The 17678-nt window shown below is 64.4% G+C and carries 16 protein-coding genes; 12 read left to right on the top strand and 4 right to left on the bottom strand.

The annotated features are described in order from the left end of the window. Positions 1-32 precede the first annotated feature (32 nt). Genes LOY42_RS04920 through LOY42_RS04905 form a run of 4 tightly spaced genes read left to right on the top strand, consistent with a single transcriptional unit; the run spans position 33 to position 3927 of the window. A complete protein-coding gene (locus LOY42_RS04920; protein ID WP_028689623.1) occupies positions 33-1043 on the top strand; it encodes an ABC transporter permease subunit in 1011 nt (336 codons plus the stop codon). Positions 1044-1053: 10 nt separating this feature from the next. Further along, positions 1054-1980 carry an ABC transporter permease subunit gene (locus tag LOY42_RS04915; protein WP_046854276.1) on the top strand — a complete coding sequence of 309 codons (927 nt, stop codon included), beginning with the start codon at positions 1054-1056 and terminating at the stop codon, positions 1978-1980. A gap of 10 nt (positions 1981-1990) precedes the next feature. Then, positions 1991-2959, top strand: coding sequence for an ABC transporter ATP-binding protein (locus LOY42_RS04910; protein ID WP_046854275.1), 969 nt, complete (start codon positions 1991-1993; stop codon positions 2957-2959). Next, positions 2959-3927 (top strand): peptide ABC transporter ATP-binding protein, encoded by a 969-nt coding sequence (locus tag LOY42_RS04905; RefSeq protein WP_102684915.1) that lies wholly within the window; start codon positions 2959-2961, stop codon positions 3925-3927. The genes LOY42_RS04910 and LOY42_RS04905 overlap by 1 nt, the downstream gene beginning before the upstream one ends. Positions 3928-4077: 150 nt before the next feature. Here LOY42_RS04905 and LOY42_RS04900 read toward each other — a convergent pair whose 3' ends face one another. Beyond that, positions 4078-4986 carry a hypothetical protein gene (locus LOY42_RS04900; protein ID WP_258599941.1) on the bottom strand — a complete coding sequence of 303 codons (909 nt, stop codon included), beginning with the start codon at positions 4984-4986 and terminating at the stop codon, positions 4078-4080. Positions 4987-5230: 244 nt separating this feature from the next. On the opposite strand from LOY42_RS04900, the gene LOY42_RS04895 reads away from it, so the two are divergent. The 4 genes from LOY42_RS04895 to LOY42_RS04880 all read left to right on the top strand — a co-directional run bounded on the left by LOY42_RS04895 (position 5231) and on the right by LOY42_RS04880 (position 9018). After that, complete coding sequence (locus tag LOY42_RS04895; protein ID WP_139669012.1) at positions 5231-6040, top strand: AraC family transcriptional regulator; 810 nt, start codon at positions 5231-5233, stop codon at positions 6038-6040. 64 nt (positions 6041-6104) lie between these two features. Next, a complete protein-coding gene (locus tag LOY42_RS04890; protein ID WP_258599939.1) occupies positions 6105-7511 on the top strand; it encodes an FAD-binding oxidoreductase in 1407 nt (468 codons plus the stop codon). A 33-nt stretch (positions 7512-7544) separates the two neighbouring features. Further along, positions 7545-7886, top strand: a complete 342-nt coding sequence (locus tag LOY42_RS04885) for a cupin domain-containing protein (RefSeq protein WP_139669008.1) — start codon at positions 7545-7547, stop codon at positions 7884-7886. A 52-nt stretch (positions 7887-7938) separates the two neighbouring features. Beyond that, complete coding sequence (locus LOY42_RS04880; protein ID WP_198755464.1) at positions 7939-9018, top strand: polyamine ABC transporter substrate-binding protein; 1080 nt, start codon at positions 7939-7941, stop codon at positions 9016-9018. 96 nt (positions 9019-9114) lie between these two features. Here the strand turns inward: LOY42_RS04880 and LOY42_RS04875 are convergent, their stop codons facing one another. Further along, complete coding sequence (locus LOY42_RS04875) at positions 9115-10698, bottom strand: peptide chain release factor 3 (protein WP_023629783.1); 1584 nt, start codon at positions 10696-10698, stop codon at positions 9115-9117. Between the two features lie 408 nt (positions 10699-11106). Then, positions 11107-11271, bottom strand: coding sequence for a hypothetical protein (locus tag LOY42_RS04870; protein ID WP_232968153.1), 165 nt, complete (start codon positions 11269-11271; stop codon positions 11107-11109). Positions 11272-11639: 368 nt separating this feature from the next. On the opposite strand from LOY42_RS04870, the gene LOY42_RS04865 reads away from it, so the two are divergent. The 4 genes from LOY42_RS04865 to LOY42_RS04850 are packed head-to-tail and all read left to right on the top strand — an operon-like array spanning position 11640 to position 15082. Continuing rightward, the gene (locus tag LOY42_RS04865) at positions 11640-12353 is read left to right on the top strand and encodes an ABC transporter permease (RefSeq protein WP_111532099.1); all 714 of its coding nucleotides are present in this window, start codon (positions 11640-11642) and stop codon (positions 12351-12353) included. A gap of 13 nt (positions 12354-12366) precedes the next feature. After that, positions 12367-13278 carry a glycine betaine ABC transporter substrate-binding protein gene (locus tag LOY42_RS04860; protein ID WP_110699923.1) on the top strand — a complete coding sequence of 304 codons (912 nt, stop codon included), beginning with the start codon at positions 12367-12369 and terminating at the stop codon, positions 13276-13278. Continuing rightward, positions 13275-13928 carry an ABC transporter permease gene (locus LOY42_RS04855; RefSeq protein ID WP_110699925.1) on the top strand — a complete coding sequence of 218 codons (654 nt, stop codon included), beginning with the start codon at positions 13275-13277 and terminating at the stop codon, positions 13926-13928. The genes LOY42_RS04860 and LOY42_RS04855 overlap by 4 nt, the downstream gene beginning before the upstream one ends. Beyond that, entirely contained in the window at positions 13925-15082 is a 1158-nt protein-coding gene (locus LOY42_RS04850) for a betaine/proline/choline family ABC transporter ATP-binding protein (protein WP_139669000.1), read from the top strand. Before LOY42_RS04855 ends, LOY42_RS04850 begins: the two co-directional genes overlap by 4 nt. A 145-nt stretch (positions 15083-15227) precedes the next feature. On the opposite strand, the gene LOY42_RS04845 is transcribed toward LOY42_RS04850, so the two are convergent. Then, the gene (locus LOY42_RS04845) at positions 15228-17645 is read right to left on the bottom strand and encodes a TonB-dependent siderophore receptor (protein WP_110699929.1); all 2418 of its coding nucleotides are present in this window, start codon (positions 17643-17645) and stop codon (positions 15228-15230) included. Positions 17646-17678: the final 33 nt, after the last annotated feature.

The following is a 17678-nucleotide window of genomic DNA, read 5'->3' as shown; positions in this document are numbered from 1 at the left end:
CGCCGTTTCCGGCTGATGAGGTACCCCTGACAATGTTGAGTTTTATTGCCCGACGCCTGGGTCTGCTGATTCCGACCTTCTTCGGTATCACCCTGCTGACCTTCGCGCTCATACGCCTGATCCCCGGCGACCCCGTCGAAGTGATGATGGGCGAACGCCGGGTCGACCCCGAAATGCATGCCCAGGCCATGGAACGCCTGGGCCTGAACAAGCCGCTGCCGGCCCAGTACCTGGACTATGTCGGCAAGCTCGCCCAGGGCGATCTGGGCGAATCCCTGCGCACCCGTGAAAGCGTATGGAACGAATTCCTCACCCTGTTCCCGGCCACCCTGGAGCTGGCCATGGCCGCCCTGCTGTTCGCCGGGGTCATCGGCCTGCTGGCCGGGGTGATCGCCGCGCTCAAGCGCGGCTCGCTGTTCGACCACGGGGTGATGGGCATCTCCCTGGCCGGCTACTCGATGCCGATCTTCTGGTGGGGCCTGATCCTGATCATGTTCTTCTCGGTGAGCCTGGGCTGGACGCCAGTCTCCGGGCGCATCGACCTGCTCTACGACATCGAGCCGAAGACCGGCTTCATGCTCATCGACACCCTGCTCAGCGACGAGGAAGGCGCGTTCAAGGACGCGGTGATGCACCTGATCCTGCCGGCCATCGTGCTGGGCACCATTCCGCTGGCGGTAATCGCCCGCATGACCCGTTCGTCGATGCTTGAGGTGCTGCGTGAGGACTACATCCGTACCGCCCGCGCCAAGGGCCTGTCGCCGTCGCGCGTGGTGTTCATCCACGGCCTGCGCAACGCGCTGATCCCGGTACTCACCGTGTTCGGCCTGCAGGTCGGCACACTGCTGGCCGGCGCCGTGCTCACCGAAACCATCTTTTCCTGGCCGGGCATCGGCAAATGGCTGATCGAGGCCATCGGTGCCCGTGACTACCCCGTGGTCCAGAACGGCATCCTGTTGATCGCCTGCCTGGTGATTCTGGTCAACTTCGTCGTGGATATCCTCTACGGCCTGGCCAACCCACGCATCCGTCATCAGCGCTGAGGACTACGCCATGACCAGCCCGATTCCAAAATCCGTCACCCCGCCCAGCGTGGTCGACCAAAGCTTGCTCTACCCCTCGCCGTACAAAGAATTCTGGCAGGCCTTCTCGCGCAACAAGGGCGCGGTGGCCGGCCTGGCGTTCATGTGCCTGGTGGTGTTCTGCGCCCTGTTCGCCCCCTGGGTGGCGCCGCACAACCCCAGCGAGCAATACCGCGACTTCCTGCTCACACCGCCGGTATGGCTCGAAGGCGGTACCTGGCAGTTCATCCTCGGTACCGACGAACTGGGCCGCGACCTGCTCTCGCGGCTGATCCAGGGCGCCCGACTGTCGCTGTTGATCGGCCTGTCGTCGGTGGTGATGTCGCTGATCCCAGGCATCCTGCTGGGCCTGCTGGCCGGATTCTTCCCGCAGATCCTCGGCCCCTCGATCATGCGCCTGATGGACGTGATGCTGGCGCTGCCCTCGCTGCTGCTGGCCGTGGCCATCGTCGCCATCCTCGGCCCAGGCCTGATCAACACCGTGATCGCCATCGCCATCGTCTCGCTGCCGTCCTACGTGCGCCTGACCCGCGCCGCGGTGATGGGCGAACTGAACCGCGACTACGTCACCGCCGCGCGCCTGGCCGGTGCCGGGCTGCCGCGGCTGATGTTCGTCACCGTGCTGCCCAACTGCATGGCGCCGCTGATCGTGCAGGCCACCCTGAGCTTCTCCTCGGCAATCCTCGACGCTGCGGCCCTGGGCTTCCTCGGCCTCGGCGTGCAGCCGCCAACCCCCGAGTGGGGCACCATGCTGGCCTCGGCCCGCGACTACATCGAACGCGCCTGGTGGGTGGTGAGCCTGCCCGGCCTGACCATTTTGCTCAGTGTGCTGGCAATCAACCTGATGGGCGACGGCCTGCGCGACGCGCTGGACCCGAAACTCAAGAACGCCGCCTGAGGAGATCGCCATGTCACTGTTGCAGATCAACAACCTGAACGTGCGCTTCGGCGACGCCAATGCCGTGCCCGTGGTGGACGGCCTCGACCTGAGCGTGGATGCCGGCGAGATCCTCGCCATCGTCGGCGAGTCGGGCTCGGGCAAGTCGGTGACCATGATGGCCCTGATGGGGCTGATCGAAGCCCCCGGGCGCATCACCGCGGACGTGCTCGACTTCGCCGGCACCAACATGCTCAAGCTCAGCGGCCGCCAGCGCCGCAAGGTGGTGGGCAAGGACATCGCCATGGTCTTCCAGGACCCGATGACCGCGCTCAACCCCAGCTATACCGTGGGCTACCAGATCGAGGAAGTGCTGCGCCAGCACCTGGGCCTCAAGGGCAAGGCAGCGCGTCAGCGTGCGCTGGAGCTGCTGAAGAAGGTCGAGATCCCGGCCGCCGAAAGCCGCCTCGACGCCTACCCGCACCAGCTGTCCGGCGGCATGAGCCAGCGCGTGGCCATCGCCATGGCCATCGCCGGCGAGCCAAAACTGCTGATCGCCGACGAACCGACCACCGCGCTGGACGTGACCATCCAGGCGCAGATCATGGAGCTGCTGGTCAACCTGCAAAAAGAGCGCAACATGGCGCTCATTCTCATCACCCACGACCTGGCCGTGGTCGCCGAAACCGCCAAGCGCGTGTGCGTGATGTACGCAGGGCAAGCAGTCGAAGTCGGCCAGGTGCCGGAGCTGTTCGACATCCCCGCCCACCCGTACAGCGAAGCGCTGCTGGCGGCCATTCCCGAGCACAGCATCGGCGCCGAACGCCTGGCCACCCTGCCCGGCATCGTCCCGGGGCGCTATGACCGCCCGCAGGGTTGCCTGCTGTCGCCACGCTGCCCCTATGTGCAGGAAAACTGCCGCCGGCAGCGCCCGGCCCTTGATCCCCAGGCCCACAGCCTGGTGCGTTGCTTCTATCCGCTGAACCAGGAGGTGGCGTGATGGCCGTCGTACTTTCCGCTCGTGAGCTGACCCGCCACTACGAAGTCTCCCGCGGCCTGTTCAAGGGCCATGCGCTGGTGCGGGCGCTCAACGGCGTGTCGTTCGAACTGGAGGCCGGCAAGACCCTGGCCGTGGTCGGTGAATCCGGCTGCGGCAAGTCGACCCTGGCGCGTGCCCTGACCCTGATCGAGGAGCCGTCCTCAGGTTCGCTGCAAATCGCCGGCCACGAGGTCAAGGGCGCCAGCAAGGACCAGCGCAAACAGCTGCGCCGTGACGTGCAGATGGTGTTCCAGAGCCCCTACGCCTCGCTCAACCCGCGGCAGAAGATCGGCGACCAGCTCGCCGAACCGCTGTTGATCAACACCTCGCTGAGCAAGACCGAACGCCGCGAGAAAGTGCAGAAGATGATGGAGCAGGTGGGCCTGCGCCCCGAGCACTACCAGCGTTATCCGCACATGTTCTCCGGCGGCCAGCGCCAGCGTATCGCCCTGGCCCGGGCGATGATGCTGCAACCCAAGGTACTGGTGGCCGACGAACCCACCTCTGCGCTGGACGTGTCGATCCAGGCCCAGGTGCTGAACCTGTTCATGGACCTGCAGAAGGAATTCAACACCGCCTACGTGTTCATCTCCCACAACCTGGCGGTAGTGCGCCATGTGGCGGACCAGGTGCTGGTGATGTACCTCGGCCGGCCGGCGGAAATGGGGCCCAAGCAGGACATCTACGACAAGCCGCTGCACCCGTATACCCAGGCGCTGCTATCGGCCACCCCGGCGATCCACCCGGACCCGCTGAAGCCGAAGATCCGCATTGCCGGTGAGTTGCCCAACCCGTTGAATCCGCCGGACGGTTGCGCGTTCCACAAACGTTGCCCGTACGCGACCGAGCGATGCGCCAAGGAAGTACCGGCGTTGCGCCAAGTGAGTACGCGGCAGGTGGCGTGCCACTACGCCGAGCAGTTCCTGTAGCTGTATGCGCCAATGAAAACGCCGCCCTTTCGGGCGGCGTTTTCATTTCTCAGTGCATGAACAATGCAATCAGGATGATCACCGGAATAGGGACCCCGAGCATCCACAGCAATAATGAGCGCATGACAATTCTCCTTGTTCCTGTGCGGGTTATCGGATCGGTGCAGAGGCGTGGCGCGGGTTGTAGTCCGCCGGACTGGCTTCGAGCCACTGCACCCGATCACGCTGCCGGCCGCCGAACAGTGCCGCCAGGCTGGCGAAGAAGGCGCCGCAAAGCAGGGCGACGAAAGTCCACAACGCCGTCCAGGCGGCGGCCTTGGTCGCAGCGTCCGCGGCTTGCTTGGCCTCGACCTTGGCCTGCTGCAGTTGTGCATAGACCTGATCAACGCGTGCTTCGGCCTCGGGCTGTGTCAGGCGAGTGCGCTGGGCCACTACCTGGGCCAGGTAGGTCCGGTCCTCCGGCGAGAGCGCGCCGCCCTGGGCCAGCGAGCGGGTCAGAATGCGGGCTGCCACACCATTTGCCGCATCGTCACTTACTGCCACCGGGCCTTGACCACGGAACAGGCTATCGACGAAGTAACCCATCGGGTCTTTGCCCTGTCTGTCGCTGCCAGCCACGCCCGCAGCGGCAGTTGTAGCCACCCCGGACACAGCGGTAGCGCCGGCACCCAGCAAGTTGCCAGCGGTACCCAGCACCAGCATGGCGGCCACTAGCGTGGCAACCGCCCAGGCCAGGAAGCCATGGGCAGTGTCCCGGAAATACACTTCGTCACCGTGCAGGTTGGCCCATTTCACCCGCAGGCGACCGGCGATGTAACCACCTAGGCCCGAGGCCAATATTTGTGTGATCAATAGCCAGATGATGGTCGAAATCCCAAGCGCCTTGGCGCTGGCGCCTTCGTCGGCCCAAGGCGAGGTAGCGGCCAGGCCCAATCCTGTCCCCAGTACCACCAGGATCAGGGACAAGGCCGCCGCCGCTGCTGCGCCTGCGAAGATCGCGGCCCAGGAAACTCCGGAGCGATTGGGGTCGTTGGTGGGGTAGTCGGCAGGTGTAATCATGATTCGACGCCTTTATCTGAGGAGGAGGTCCGTTCTCAGGTAAGGCCGTGCAGGGGCTGTGCCACTTTGTGTCAAAACATGACTTCCTTAAAAATCAGGCGGTTGGCTTGTAGGCAACGTCTGAGCATCATGCAAAATGCCAGATCGGTGCGGAAACGGCAGGGCCTTCTGCAACCCGGGATGCGGCCTGTGCGCACGGGCGGGTTCTTGTCAGACCGGGACATGACGAGGCACCATCCACGGCATGTCTATCGCCACCGTCCCCGACGGCCCCGGGCAAACCCCGCTCACCGCCGCCACCGTCATGCGCTACCACCTGTGCTGGAAGCATCGCGACCTGGACGGGGTGATGGCCCTGTACCACCCGGATATCCAGTACCACGACTTCTTCCAGAACCGCGTGCTCGGTTTCGACGAGCTGCGCGACTACGTGCGCGCAAGCTTGCCCCATGAAGCCGGCGAGGACATCGTCCACAGCGACCGCATCCGCGTCGATGGCTGCACCGCGTTCATCCAGTACCAGGTCACGGTGCAGGGTGGCGACGGGCTGGTGGCGTTCCAGTCCAGCGAGGCGATCACCGTGCTGGACGGACTGATCTGGCGGGTCAACGAGTACGCCACGCTGGTCCATGGCAACGGAAAGGGCCTGCGCTCCAGCGGGCCGCGCCCAGCCACCAGTCGGCTCGGCCTGTCTCCCCGCCAGCTATCGACCATGGCCCAGGACCTGGAGCATTATTTCCAGGCCCAGCGCCCGTACCTGGACCCCGAGCTGGACCTGCAACGGGTCGCCGACGAAAGCGGCTACAGCCGCAACCAGATTTCCTACCTGCTTAACCAGGTGCTTGGCCAAAGCTTCTACCGCTACGTCAACCAGGCACGCCTGCAACACCTGATGAGCAGCCTGGACAATAGCTGCGTCGCGGCGCCCGTCGATGAACTGGCGTTCAACGCCGGCTTCAATTCGCTGTCGGCGTTCTACAAGTGCTTTCGCGAGCATACCGGCCTGTCGCCCAAGGCTTACCTCAAGCAAATTTCCCTGCGTGCACGCACGTAAGACAGCCCACGCCACGCTTCACTAGGATCGCCACAGACCCTCAGTGGATGTGGAGCACGACCCGATGCAACCTTTGCGCACGATCAGCCTGTGGATGGACCAGCTCGACGAGCCGTTGTGCGCGCGCCCGGCCCTGCGCCAGGACCTGGACCTCGACGTGTGCATCATCGGTGCCGGCTATACCGGGCTGTGGACGGCCTACTACCTCAAGCGCCAGGCGCCGCAGCTGAACATCGCGGTGATCGAGGCCAACATCGCCGGCTTCGGCGCCTCCGGACGCAATGGCGGCTGGCTGATGGGCAACCTGCTGGGCGAGGACCGCCTGCTGGCCACGCTCTCGCCGCAGCAACGGCGTGAAAGCATCGACCTGCTGCACGGCATCCCCGACGAAGTCCACGACGTACTCCTGCGCGAAGGCATCGCCTGCGACTACCGCAAAGGCGGAGTGCTCTACTGCGCCGCCCGCTACCCGGAACAGGAACGCAGCCTGCGCGCCTGGCTCGACGACCTCTACCGCCAGGGCATGAATGAAGACGATTACCGCTGGCTGCGCCCCGAACAACTGGATGCCCAGCTGAAGGTAAGCAACCCCTACGGCGCCCTCTACAGCCCGCACGTCGCCACGATTCAACCGGCCAGGCTGGTGCGTGGCCTGGCACGGACGGTCGAGGCCATGGGCGTGCCGATCTACGAGAACACGCCAGCCATTGACTGGCAGACCGGCGAAGTGCGCACCCCGTTGGCACGTATCCGCAGCCACTGGGTGGTGCCGGCCGTGGAAGGCTACGCCGCCAGCCTGCCACCGCTCGGGCGGCACCAGCTGCCGGTACAGAGCCTGCTGGTGGCCACCGAGCCGCTGCCGGAGTCGACATGGGAGCAGATCGGCCTGAGCCAGGGCCAGGCCTTCAGCGAAAACAGCCGCCAGGTCACCTATGGCCAGCGCAGCGCCGACAACCGCCTGGTGTTCGGTGCCCGCGGCGGCTACCGCTTCGGTGGCCGCCTGCGCGAGGACTTCACCCTGACCACCGACGAGGTGGAGCTGCGCCGCTACCTGTTCGGCGAACTGTTCCCACAGCTCAAGCACGTACGCATCACCCACTCCTGGGGCGGCAACCTCGGCATGGCCCGGCGCTTCCGCCCGCACATGCTCTGCGACCGCCAGCGCGGTATCGCCCTGGCCGGCGGTTATGGCGGCGAGGGCGTCGGCGCCACCAACCTCGGTGGACGTACCCTGGCCGCGCTGATCCTCGGCCAGCACAACGAACTGACCGCGCAGCCCTGGGTGCACGACAACCGCCCGCTGTCGAGCTTGGCCAGCTGGCCGCCCGAGCCGTGCCGCTGGCTGGGCTACAACGCGATCATCCAGAGTTTCGTCCACGAGGACCGGACCCTCGCCAACCCGACCAGCGCCCCCTGGCGGCGGCGCCTGGCCAGTGGGTTGGCCGATTTCATGGAAGGCTTCATGCACTGACTTCCCCTCACCACCACACAGGATCCACCGGTCATGAGCATCACCCAGTTCAAACACACCGACAGCGTCATCCTGGACATCAGCACTCCGGTCGCCGTGCCCCTTGGCGAGCCGGTCGCAGTCACCTCGGTCACCTGCGTCGAGCGCAGCGACGGCGTCGAGACCGGCATCTGGGAATGCACCCCGGGGCGCTGGCGGCGGCAGATCGTGCAGCAGGAGTTCTGCCATTTCATCAAGGGCCGCTGCACCTTCACTCCCGACGGCGGCGAGCCCCTGGTCATAGAAGCCGGAGACGCCCTGATGCTACCGGCCAACAGCCTCGGCACCTGGGATATCCAGGAGACCGTGCGCAAGACCTACGTCCTCATTTTCTGATCCGCTGATCGCCTGCCTTCGATAACAACAGACAAAGCAAGGTAACCCCGACATGCGCACCCTCCTTCTCGCTCCTCTGATGCTGGCCACCAGCGTTGCCAGTGCCGCCGACTCGGTGAAGATCTACAACTGGTCGAGCTACATCGCCCCGGACACGCTGAAGCACTTCCAGCAGACCACCGGCATCAATCCCACCTACGACGTGTTCGACAGCAACGAGACCCTCGACGGCAAGCTGATGACCGGCAACTCCGGCTACGATGTGGTGTTCCCCTCCAACCACTTCATGGCCCGGCAGATCCAGGGCAAAGCCCTGAAGCAGCTGGACAAGTCGCAGTTGCCCAACTGGAAGAACCTCAACCCGGTGTTGCTCAAGGCCCTGGAGGTCAACGACCCGGGCAACCAGTACGGCTTCCCGTACCTGTGGGGCAGCACCGGCATCGGCTACAACATCGACAAGGTCAAGGCGGTGCTCGGCGACAATGCGCCCATCGATTCGTGGGACCTGTTCTTCAAGCCCGAATACCTCGCCAAGCTCAAGAGTTGCGGCGTGGCGGTGCTGGACAACGGCCCCGAGCTGCTGCCGATCGCCCTGCACTACCTGGGCCTGCCGCACCATAGCCAGAACACGGCGGACTACGACAAGGCCAAGGCGTTGCTGATGAAGGTGCGCCCGTACATCAGCTACTTCCACTCCTCGAAGTACACCGGCGACCTGGCCAATGGCGACGTGTGCCTGGTGGTGGGTTTCTCGGGCGACGTGCTGCAGGCGAAGAACCGTGCCGAGGAGGCGAAGAACGGGGTGAAGGTGGGCTACTCGATCCCGAAGGAAGGCGCGCCGATGTGGTTCGACATGGTGGCCATGCCGGCCGATGCGCCTGACGAGAAAGCCGGATATGCGTACATGAACTACCTGTTGCAGCCGGAGGTGATGGCCAACATCAGCAACTTCGTGCAGTACGCCAATGGCAACCAGCAGGCGGATGCGCTGGTGGACCCGGCGCTGAAGGGCAACACGATGATCTACCCGAGTGACGACGTGATGGGCAAGTTGTACGCGCTGGAAGCGATGCCGGCGAAGATCGACCGCATCAGAACGCGGATCTGGACCAGCATAAAAGCCGGCAACTGACATTCGTCAGTTACACGCTTGAAGCTGCAAGCGACAAGAAAAAGGCGGGCCTTTCCAGGCCCGCCTCTTCTTGAAGCTCGCAGCTTGCAGCTGCTCTTAGTGGTGCTCGCGAGTCGCGCGGAATTTCACATCCGGCCAGCGCTCTTCCATCAGCGCCAGGTTGACCCGGGTCGGGGCCAGGTAGGTCAGGTGACCACCGCCGTCGATGGCCAGGTTCTCCACCGCCTTGTTCTGGAATTCCTCGAGCTTCTTCTTGTCGTCGCAGCTGATCCAGCGCGCCGACCAGACGGTGATCGGCTCATAGGCGCACTCGACCTTGTACTCTTCCTTCAGGCGGCTGGCGACCACGTCGAACTGCAGCACACCGACCGCGCCGAGGATGATGTCGTTGCTGCGCTCGGGGAAGAACACCTGGGTCGCGCCCTCTTCGGCCAGCTGCTGCAGGCCCTGGCGCAGCTGCTTGGATTTCAGCGGGTCCTTCAGACGCACGCGGCGGAACAGCTCCGGGGCGAAGTGCGGAATACCGGTGAAGCCCAGCGCCTCGCCTTCGGTGAAGGTGTCGCCGATCTGGATGGTGCCGTGGTTGTGCAGGCCGATGATGTCGCCGGCATAGGCCTCCTCCAGTTGCTCGCGCTCGGAGGAGAAGAAGGTCAGGGCATCACCGATGCGCACGTCCTTGCCAGTGCGCACGTGGCGCATCTTCATGCCCTTCTCGTACTTGCCCGAGCAGATACGCATGAAGGCGATACGGTCACGGTGTTTCGGGTCCATGTTCGCCTGGATCTTGAACACGAAGCCGGTGAATTTCTCTTCCACCGGTTCCACGGTGCGCTCGTGGGCGACACGGGCCAGTGGGCGCGGCGCCCAGTCGACAACCGCGTCGAGCACATGGTCGACACCGAAGTTGCCCAATGCGGTACCGAAGAACACCGGGGTCAGCTGGCCATTGATGAACGCGTCCTGGTCGAACTCGTGGCAGGCGCCCTGCACCAACTCGAGTTGTTCGAGGAAACGGTCGTATTCATCACCCAGGTGGGCGCGGGCTTCATCGGAGTCGAGCTTCTCGATGATCTTCGCTTCGGTGCGCTCGTGGCCATGCCCCGGCGTGTAGACGATGATGTAGTCGCCGGCCAGGTGATACACGCCCTTGAAATCACGGTAGCAACCGATCGGCCAGGTGATCGGCGCGGCCTTGATCTTCAGCACCGCCTCGATTTCGTCGAGCAGTTCGATCGGGTCGCGGATGTCCCGGTCGAGTTTGTTGATGAAGCTGACGATCGGCGTATCGCGCAGGCGGCACACGTCCATCAGGGCAATGGTGCGCGGCTCGACGCCTTTACCGCCGTCGAGCACCATCAGCGCCGAGTCCACCGCGGTCAGGGTGCGATAGGTGTCTTCCGAGAAGTCTTCGTGGCCGGGGGTGTCGAGCAGGTTGATCATATGCTCGCGGTAGGGGAACTGCATCACCGAGGTAGTGATGGAGATGCCGCGCTGCTTCTCCATTTCCATCCAGTCGGAGGTGGCGTGGCGGTCGGACTTGCGCGACTTCACGGTACCGGCGACGGCAATGGCCTTGCCCATCAGCAGGAGCTTCTCGGTGATGGTGGTCTTACCGGCGTCGGGGTGGGAAATGATTGCGAAAGTGCGGCGCTTCGCGACTTCGGCGGCCTGGTTGGTCATGGGAAATCGCCTGACTGGGGATTCAAAAAGGGGCGATATCATACCTGAAGTCGGGGCAGGGGCCAAAATCTGCTGGTGCATGGCGGAAATCTTGTGGCGCCTTTGAGATCGAGCGCCGCCCGCGCGGCGCATCGCTGGCAAGCCAGCTCCCACATCTGTTTCGGGCCAATTATTCCTGTGAAGGTACCGCTGCCCGCCTTGGTGCATGCCTCAAGTCTTGCGAGAGGTCAGCAATGCCCACCTCGAAACCGCGTCATGCCAACAAGGCGGACAGTGGAGATAGGCCAGGAGCGACTGGCCCGAAACAGATGTGGGAGCTGGCTTGCCAGCGATGCGCCGCGCGGGCGGCGCTCGATCTTGAGAACACCGCTAATTTCTCGCCCTACACCTGGCCGTCCGTACTCAATATCAAAAATGCACCTTGCGGCCATCACACACTTGCGAGCGTGTCGAAGCTGAAATCACGATTTGATTACTCAAAATCTCCTCCTGTATCAGCTCGCGGCCTCGCGCTTCCGCTTTCGCTCTGCGTTCCGGCGACAGACTGGCCATGACTTCTTCGAGTGTCTTCACGATTTTCTCCTCTTTGAACGAATTTCCCTGCGCGATCTTGATCGTGCCGACAAACGCCTCGATAGCAGGAATTTCAACGCCTCCACGTAATATTTACGCTGTTTTATCGCGCGAAATTTCCTACACCCCAGTGATTAACACTGGCCAAATGCCGCCCCAGATGGGAACCTTTACGCCCACGGAGACGTCCACTCCCCTGCAAGCCGCTTCGCTTCAGGGCTGGTTTCACCTGCTTCACGAGCCCGACGGGGTTCGGCTCATGGCCTGATGCCGCGCATCGGGCTGCTACTCGCGACCACGCTGCCCGCCGCCAGGAATGGCCGGCCGCACGGGGGTGTGATCGCCGACTATAAAAAAGGAGTCCGCCTGTGGCTGCACGCTACGGAAAAGGGCTGTTGGGATGGGCCGCCGTGCTCGTCATCCTGGCCCTGCTGATCCACTGGATCGGCATCGACACGATCGCCCGCTACCGCGACGATCTTGGGTTCTACCTGCAAGCGCACCTGGTCCTGGTGCTGGCTTCGATGGCGGCGGCGCTGGCCGTGGGCATCCCCGCCGGCATTGCCTTGAGTCGACCGCACCGGGTCGACAAGGCCGAGCGCTTCATGCAGTTGTTCAACGTTGGCAACACCATTCCTCCCCTGGCCGTTCTGGCCATCGCCCTGAGTATCCTGGGCATCGGCGCAGGTCCTGCGATCTTCGCACTGTTCCTCGCCTCCCTCCTGCCCATCGTGCGCAACACCTACGAGGGCCTGAAAAACGTCCCCGCCTCGCTCAAGGAAGCCGCCACCGGTATCGGCATGACCCCGCGCCAGCAACTCTGGCAGGTAGAGCTGCCAAACGCCGTGCCGATCATCGTCGGCGGCGTGCGCGTGGCCCTGGCACTGAACGTGGGCACCGCGCCCCTGGCGTTCCTGATCGGCGCCAACAGCCTGGGCAGCCTGATCTTCCCCGGCATCGCCCTGAACAACCAGCCGCAGCTGCTGCTCGGCGCCGCCTGCACGGCGTTGCTGGCCCTGGCGCTCGATGCGTTGGTGAGTTTCTCCAGCAAGCGCTGGCTGGAACGTGGCCTGGCCCAATAAGAAGAGGCAAAGCATGAAGAAGACAATCGCCTTGTTCCTGGGCGCGGCCCTGCTTTGCGCAGGCGTTGCCCAGGCCGCGGAAAAACCACAGATCCGCATCGGCGCCCGGGTGTTCACCGAACAGACCGTGCTCGCCGAGATCACCGCCCAGCACCTGCGCGCCAACGGCTTCGAGGTGCGGGTGACCACCGGCCTGGGCAGCAACATCGCCCGCCAGGCCCAGGAAACCGGCCAGCTCGACCTGATGTGGGAATACACCGGCGTATCGCTGGTCTCGTACAACCATATCGACGAGCGCATGCCCGACGCCGCAACCACCTATGCGCGAGTGAAAGAGCTCGACGCGAAAAAGGGCCTGGTCTGGCTGACTCCGTCGAAGTTCAGCAACACCTACGCCCTGGGCCTGCCAAAGGCAGTCGCCGCGGCCTACCCGCAGATCAACTCGATCAGCGACCTCAACCAGGTGCTGCATGACGAAGCCGACCGCAACCACCTGGTGGCGCTGGACACCGAGTTCGCCAACCGCCCGGATGGCCTGGTCGGCCTGCGCGAGCTGTACGAGCTGCCGCTGGACCGGCGCAACATCCGCCAGATGGACGGTGGCCTGGTGTACACCGCCATGCGCAACAACCAGGTGTTCGCCGGCCTGGTCTACACCACCGACGGGCGCCTGAACGCGTTCGACCTCAAGCTGCTGGAAGACGACAAGCACTATTTCCCCGACTACACCGCCGCCCCGGTGCTGCGCCAGGCCGTGCTCGACGCACATCCTCAGCTGGCCACCCTGCTCAAGCCGCTGGCCGAACAGCTGGACGACGAGACCATGCGCCAGCTCAACGCCAAGGTCGATGTCGAGCACCAGAGCCCGACGGTGGTGGCCGCCGCGTTCCTGCGTGAGCACCCACTCAGCGAGGTACAGCCATGAACCTGCTCGACACCTTCGTCCACCTCGACTGGGCACAGGTCCTGCAACTGACCTGGCAGCACATCATGCTGGTCGGCATCGCGGTGGGCCTGGCGATCCTTGTCGGCGTGCCGCTGGGCATCCTGATGACCCGCTTCCCGGTGTTCGCCGGCCCGCTGCAGGCCAGCGCCACCGTGCTGCTGACCATCCCCTCGATCGCCCTGTTCGGCTTGCTGCTGCCGTTCTACTCGAAGTTCGGCCAGGGCCTGGGGCCACTGCCGGCGATCACTGCAGTGTTCCTTTATTCACTGCTGCCGATCCTGCGCAACACCTACCTGGCCCTGACCAACGTCGAGCCCGGTATCCGTGAAGCCGCACGCGGCATCGGCATGACCTTCGGCCAGCGCCTGCGCATGGTCGAGTTGCCCATCGCCGTGCCGGTGATCCTCGCCGGCGTGCGCACCGCCGTGGTGATGAACATCGGCGTGATGACCATCGCCGCGACCATCGGCGCCGGCGGCCTGGGCGTGCTCATTCTTACCTCCATCAGCCGCAGCGACATGTCGATGCTGCTGGTCGGCGCGGTGCTGGTCAGCCTGCTGGCGATCATCGCCGACCTGATCCTGCAAGCCCTGCAACGTGCCCTGACTCCAGAAGGACTGCGCTCATGATCGAACTGAAGAACCTCAGCAAGACCTTCAACGTCAACGGCAAGGACGTCAAAGCCGTAGACGCGGTAAGCCTCACCGTCAACGAAGGCGAAATCTGCGTGTTCCTCGGCCCCTCCGGCTGCGGCAAGAGCACCACGCTGAAGATGATCAACCGCCTGATCACCCCGACCTCAGGGCAAGTGTTCATCAATGGCGAGGACACCACCGGCCTGGACGAGGTGACCCTGCGCCGGCACATCGGCTACGTGATCCAGCAGATCGGCCTGTTCCCCAACATGACCATCGAGGAGAACATCACCGTGGTCCCGCGCTTGCTCGGCTGGGACAAGCAGCGCTGCCACGATCGCGCCCGCGAGCTGATGAGCATGATCAAGCTCGAGCCCAAGCAGTACCTGCAGCGCTACCCGCGTGAACTGTCCGGTGGCCAGCAGCAACGCATCGGCGTGATCCGCGCCCTGGCCGCCGAGGCCCCGGTGCTGCTGATGGACGAGCCGTTCGGCGCGGTCGACCCGATCAACCGCGAGATGATCCAGAACGAGTTCTTCGAGATGCAGCGGGCCCTGAACAAGACGGTGATCATGGTCAGCCATGACATCGACGAGGCCATCAAGCTGGGCGACAAGATCGCCATCTTCCGCGCCGGCAAGCTGTTGCAGCTGGATCACCCGGACACCCTGCTGGCACACCCGGTGGACGATTTCGTCAGCAACTTCGTCGGTCAGGACAGCACGCTCAAGCGCCTGCTGCTGGTGCGTGCCGAGGATGCCGCGGACAACGCACCATCGGTGAGTCCGGAAACACCGGTGAGCGATGCGCTGGAACTGCTGGACGAGCATGACCGCCGTTACGTGGTGGTGACCGATGCGCAGAATCGCGCGCTGGGCTATGTGCGCCGCCGCGACATGCACCGCCAGCAGGGGACGTGCGCGGATTTCCTGCGTCCGTTCAATGCCACGGCGGCGCACGATGAGCACCTGCGCATCCTGCTGTCGCGCATGTACGAGTTCAATCGGGCGTGGTTGCCGGTGCTGGATGCCGAACAGGTGTTCCTGGGAGAGGTGACACAGGAGTCGATTGCGGCGTACCTGAGTTCTGGGCGCTCGCGCGGGGCGAAGACCTCGATCGTGTCGCCGGCGCAGGCAGTGACCTCCTGATAGAAAGCCGGGGGCGCTTTGCGCCCCTTTTCGCCGGCAAGCCGGCTCCCACAAGGTATTGGCCGCAGCTACTACTGTGGGAGCCGGCTTGTCGTGGCGACGAACTGCGGCGAAAAGGCTGCAAAGCAGCCCCCGCAATCTTGGATCAGAACCCTACACTGGCCTGCACATAGAACGTGCGCGGCTCACCCACATAGATCCCCGCGTTGTTGTCGCTGGAGCGGGTGAAATACTGCTTGTCGAACAGGTTCTTCACCCCGGCGGCCAGCTTCAGGTTCGACAGCTGCGGCCCGAACGCATAGCCACCCCGGGCATGCCAGGTGACGTAGCCCGGAATGTCGCCATACTGCCCGTCGGCGCTCGGCTGGGTGATGTAGTTGCCGTTGAAGCTGCCATCGGCGTTCATCCCGGTACCCGGCGCGCGCTGCTTCGACTGGGCGTAGGCATCCAGGTTCCAGGTCCAGCGGTTGACCTCGTAGCGCACGCCGGCGGTGGCCACCTGGCGCGAATAGAACGGCAGGTCACGCCCCTTGAAACCAGGGATCTCGCCCTCGTAGGTGGCACGGGTGTAGGTGTAGCCAGCATTCACCGACAGCCCCTGCAGGCGTGGGTCCAGGCCGGACAGGTCGTAGCGCGCCGAGGCCTCGATGCCCTGGTGCTTGGTCGCCCCCAGGTTGGTCCAGCCGACATCGTTGCTGATGTACTGCAGCTCATCGTCGAAGTCGATGTAGAAGGCTGTCAGCTCACCGGCCCAGTTGCCGTTGTCATAGCGCGTACCAATTTCGTAGGTCTTGGCCTTCTCCGGCTCCAGGCCGTTTGCCGTGCTGTCGCCGACGCCGCCCTGGCCCAGCTGGAAGTACTGCAGGCTGCCGAACGAGGTCTCGTAGTTGGCGAACAGCTTCCACGCATCGGACAGGTGGTACATCACGCTCAGCGCTGGCAGCGGTTCGTTGCTGGTGATGCTGCGGTTCTTCTCCGGCACTGGGCGATAGTTGGCGTCCATAACCGGGCGGTCGCGCCAGTCGGTGTTGATGTGCTCGAAGCGGATGCCCGGGGTGATGGTCCAGTTGCCGACGTCGATCTTGTCGTCGATGTAGTAGGCGCTGGCCTCGGTGCCACCGCTGCGGTCCTGGAACACATGGCCGTCGGAGGTCGGGGTCACGGTCGGCACGTTGTCGACCAGCGCCAGGCGGGTGGACTGCTCGCGCATCGCTTCCTTCAGATAGCGATAGCCGACGCTGACTTCCTGGGTGGTCGGGCCGACGAAGAAGATCCGCGACAGACGTGGCTCGATGGCGAAGGTGTGGTAGTTGCGCGGGTACGACGACAGGGTCTTCTGGTCGCGGGCGGCGATGGCGCTGCCACGGAAGCTGTCGGTGTAGTAGGTCAGCACCTCGAACTGGGTGGCGTCGTCGATCTGCCGCTGCCACTTGAACGAGACGTCCTTGCGGCGGCCGCTGAAGTAGTCGTAGTCGCGCACCGACTGGTAGGGGTTGTGATCGTACTGCGCCTGGGTCAGGCCACCCGGCATGTCGGCGCGGCCGTCGTAGTAGTGGAAATTGAGCCAGAACTCGTCGACATCGGTCGGTGCCCAGTGGGTCTTGAGCATCACGTCGTCGATATCGTTGTCGTTGTTGCTTTCGCGATAGCCATCGCCATTCACGCCGGTATACAGCAACGCCACGCCCATGCCGTTGTCGGCAGTGCCGCCGACGAAGGCCGACTCGGTGTGCTTCCAGCCGCCATCGCGCGAGGTCTCGAGGGTGGTGGACAGCTCGCCGCTGGCCTTCTCGGGTATCGCCCGGGTGACGAAGTTGATTACCCCACCGACGTTCTGCGGGCCATAGCGGACCGAGCCTGCACCGCGGACCACATCGATGCTGTCGAGGTTGCCCGAGGAGATCGGCGCCATCGACAGCTGTGGCTGGCCGTAGGGGGCGAAGGCCGCCGGGATGCCATCGATCAGCACGGTCGAGCGCGGTGACAGGCGCGACGTCAGGCCACGCACGCCGACGTTCAGCGACAGGTCGCTGCCACCGGTGCCGTTGGAATCCTGCACCTGCACGCCCGGGATACCGCGCAGGGCGTCACGCACGTTCATCGTGCCCTTCTCCACCATCGCTTCACGGCGTACCACGGTGCGCGCGCCCGGGTGGTTCTGCACCACGCTCTGGTCGGCGTCACCCAGCCAGTCCCCGACCACCTTGATATCGGTGGGCGCCAGCTCCAGGCTGCCGGTGGTCAGGGTACCGGCGGCCTGGGCCGGCTTGACCACCACGGTGTCCGCGGACTGCTCGAAGGTCAGCCCGCTACCTTGCAGCAGTTGCTGCAGGGCCTGCTCCGGCGCCAGGTTGCCGGACACCGCCGGGGCCTGCTTGCCGTCCACCAGCTCGGGGCTGAAGAACAGTTGCAGGTTGGTCTGCTGGCCCAACTGCTTGAGTGCGCCCGCCAATGGCTGGGCCTGGATCTGGATGGTATCGGCGTAGCTGTTGCCGGCGGCGGCGCTGACCGCCAGGGCCAGCGCCAGGCGGCGCAGCTGGAGAAGGGGATTATTGTTGTTCACGTCTTCGATGGGTCCTGAGAGTCGGGATAAACG

Origin of the sequence: Pseudomonas sp. B21-023 (assembly GCF_024749165.1) — a bacterium.
Classification (GTDB): Bacteria; Pseudomonadota; Gammaproteobacteria; order Pseudomonadales; family Pseudomonadaceae; genus Aquipseudomonas.
This window is presented reverse-complemented; position numbering and strand designations above follow the sequence as displayed.

Excerpts from the sequence above, each read along its gene's own strand:
- LOY42_RS04920 (WP_028689623.1), top strand. The coding sequence starts at position 33 with ATGTTGAGTTTTATTGCCCGACGCCTGGGTCTGCTGATTCCGACCTTC.
- LOY42_RS04915 (WP_046854276.1), top strand. The coding sequence starts at position 1,054 with ATGACCAGCCCGATTCCAAAATCCGTCACCCCGCCCAGCGTGGTCGAC.
- LOY42_RS04910 (WP_046854275.1), top strand. The coding sequence starts at position 1,991 with ATGTCACTGTTGCAGATCAACAACCTGAACGTGCGCTTCGGCGACGCC.
- LOY42_RS04905 (WP_102684915.1), top strand. The coding sequence starts at position 2,959 with ATGGCCGTCGTACTTTCCGCTCGTGAGCTGACCCGCCACTACGAAGTC.
- LOY42_RS04900 (WP_258599941.1), bottom strand. The coding sequence starts at position 4,986 with ATGATTACACCTGCCGACTACCCCACCAACGACCCCAATCGCTCCGGA.
- LOY42_RS04895 (WP_139669012.1), top strand. The coding sequence starts at position 5,231 with ATGTCTATCGCCACCGTCCCCGACGGCCCCGGGCAAACCCCGCTCACC.
- LOY42_RS04890 (WP_258599939.1), top strand. The coding sequence starts at position 6,105 with ATGCAACCTTTGCGCACGATCAGCCTGTGGATGGACCAGCTCGACGAG.
- LOY42_RS04885 (WP_139669008.1), top strand. The coding sequence starts at position 7,545 with ATGAGCATCACCCAGTTCAAACACACCGACAGCGTCATCCTGGACATC.
- LOY42_RS04880 (WP_198755464.1), top strand. The coding sequence starts at position 7,939 with ATGCGCACCCTCCTTCTCGCTCCTCTGATGCTGGCCACCAGCGTTGCC.
- LOY42_RS04875 (WP_023629783.1), bottom strand. The coding sequence starts at position 10,698 with ATGACCAACCAGGCCGCCGAAGTCGCGAAGCGCCGCACTTTCGCAATC.
- LOY42_RS04860 (WP_110699923.1), top strand. The coding sequence starts at position 12,367 with ATGAAGAAGACAATCGCCTTGTTCCTGGGCGCGGCCCTGCTTTGCGCA.
- LOY42_RS04855 (WP_110699925.1), top strand. The coding sequence starts at position 13,275 with ATGAACCTGCTCGACACCTTCGTCCACCTCGACTGGGCACAGGTCCTG.
- LOY42_RS04850 (WP_139669000.1), top strand. The coding sequence starts at position 13,925 with ATGATCGAACTGAAGAACCTCAGCAAGACCTTCAACGTCAACGGCAAG.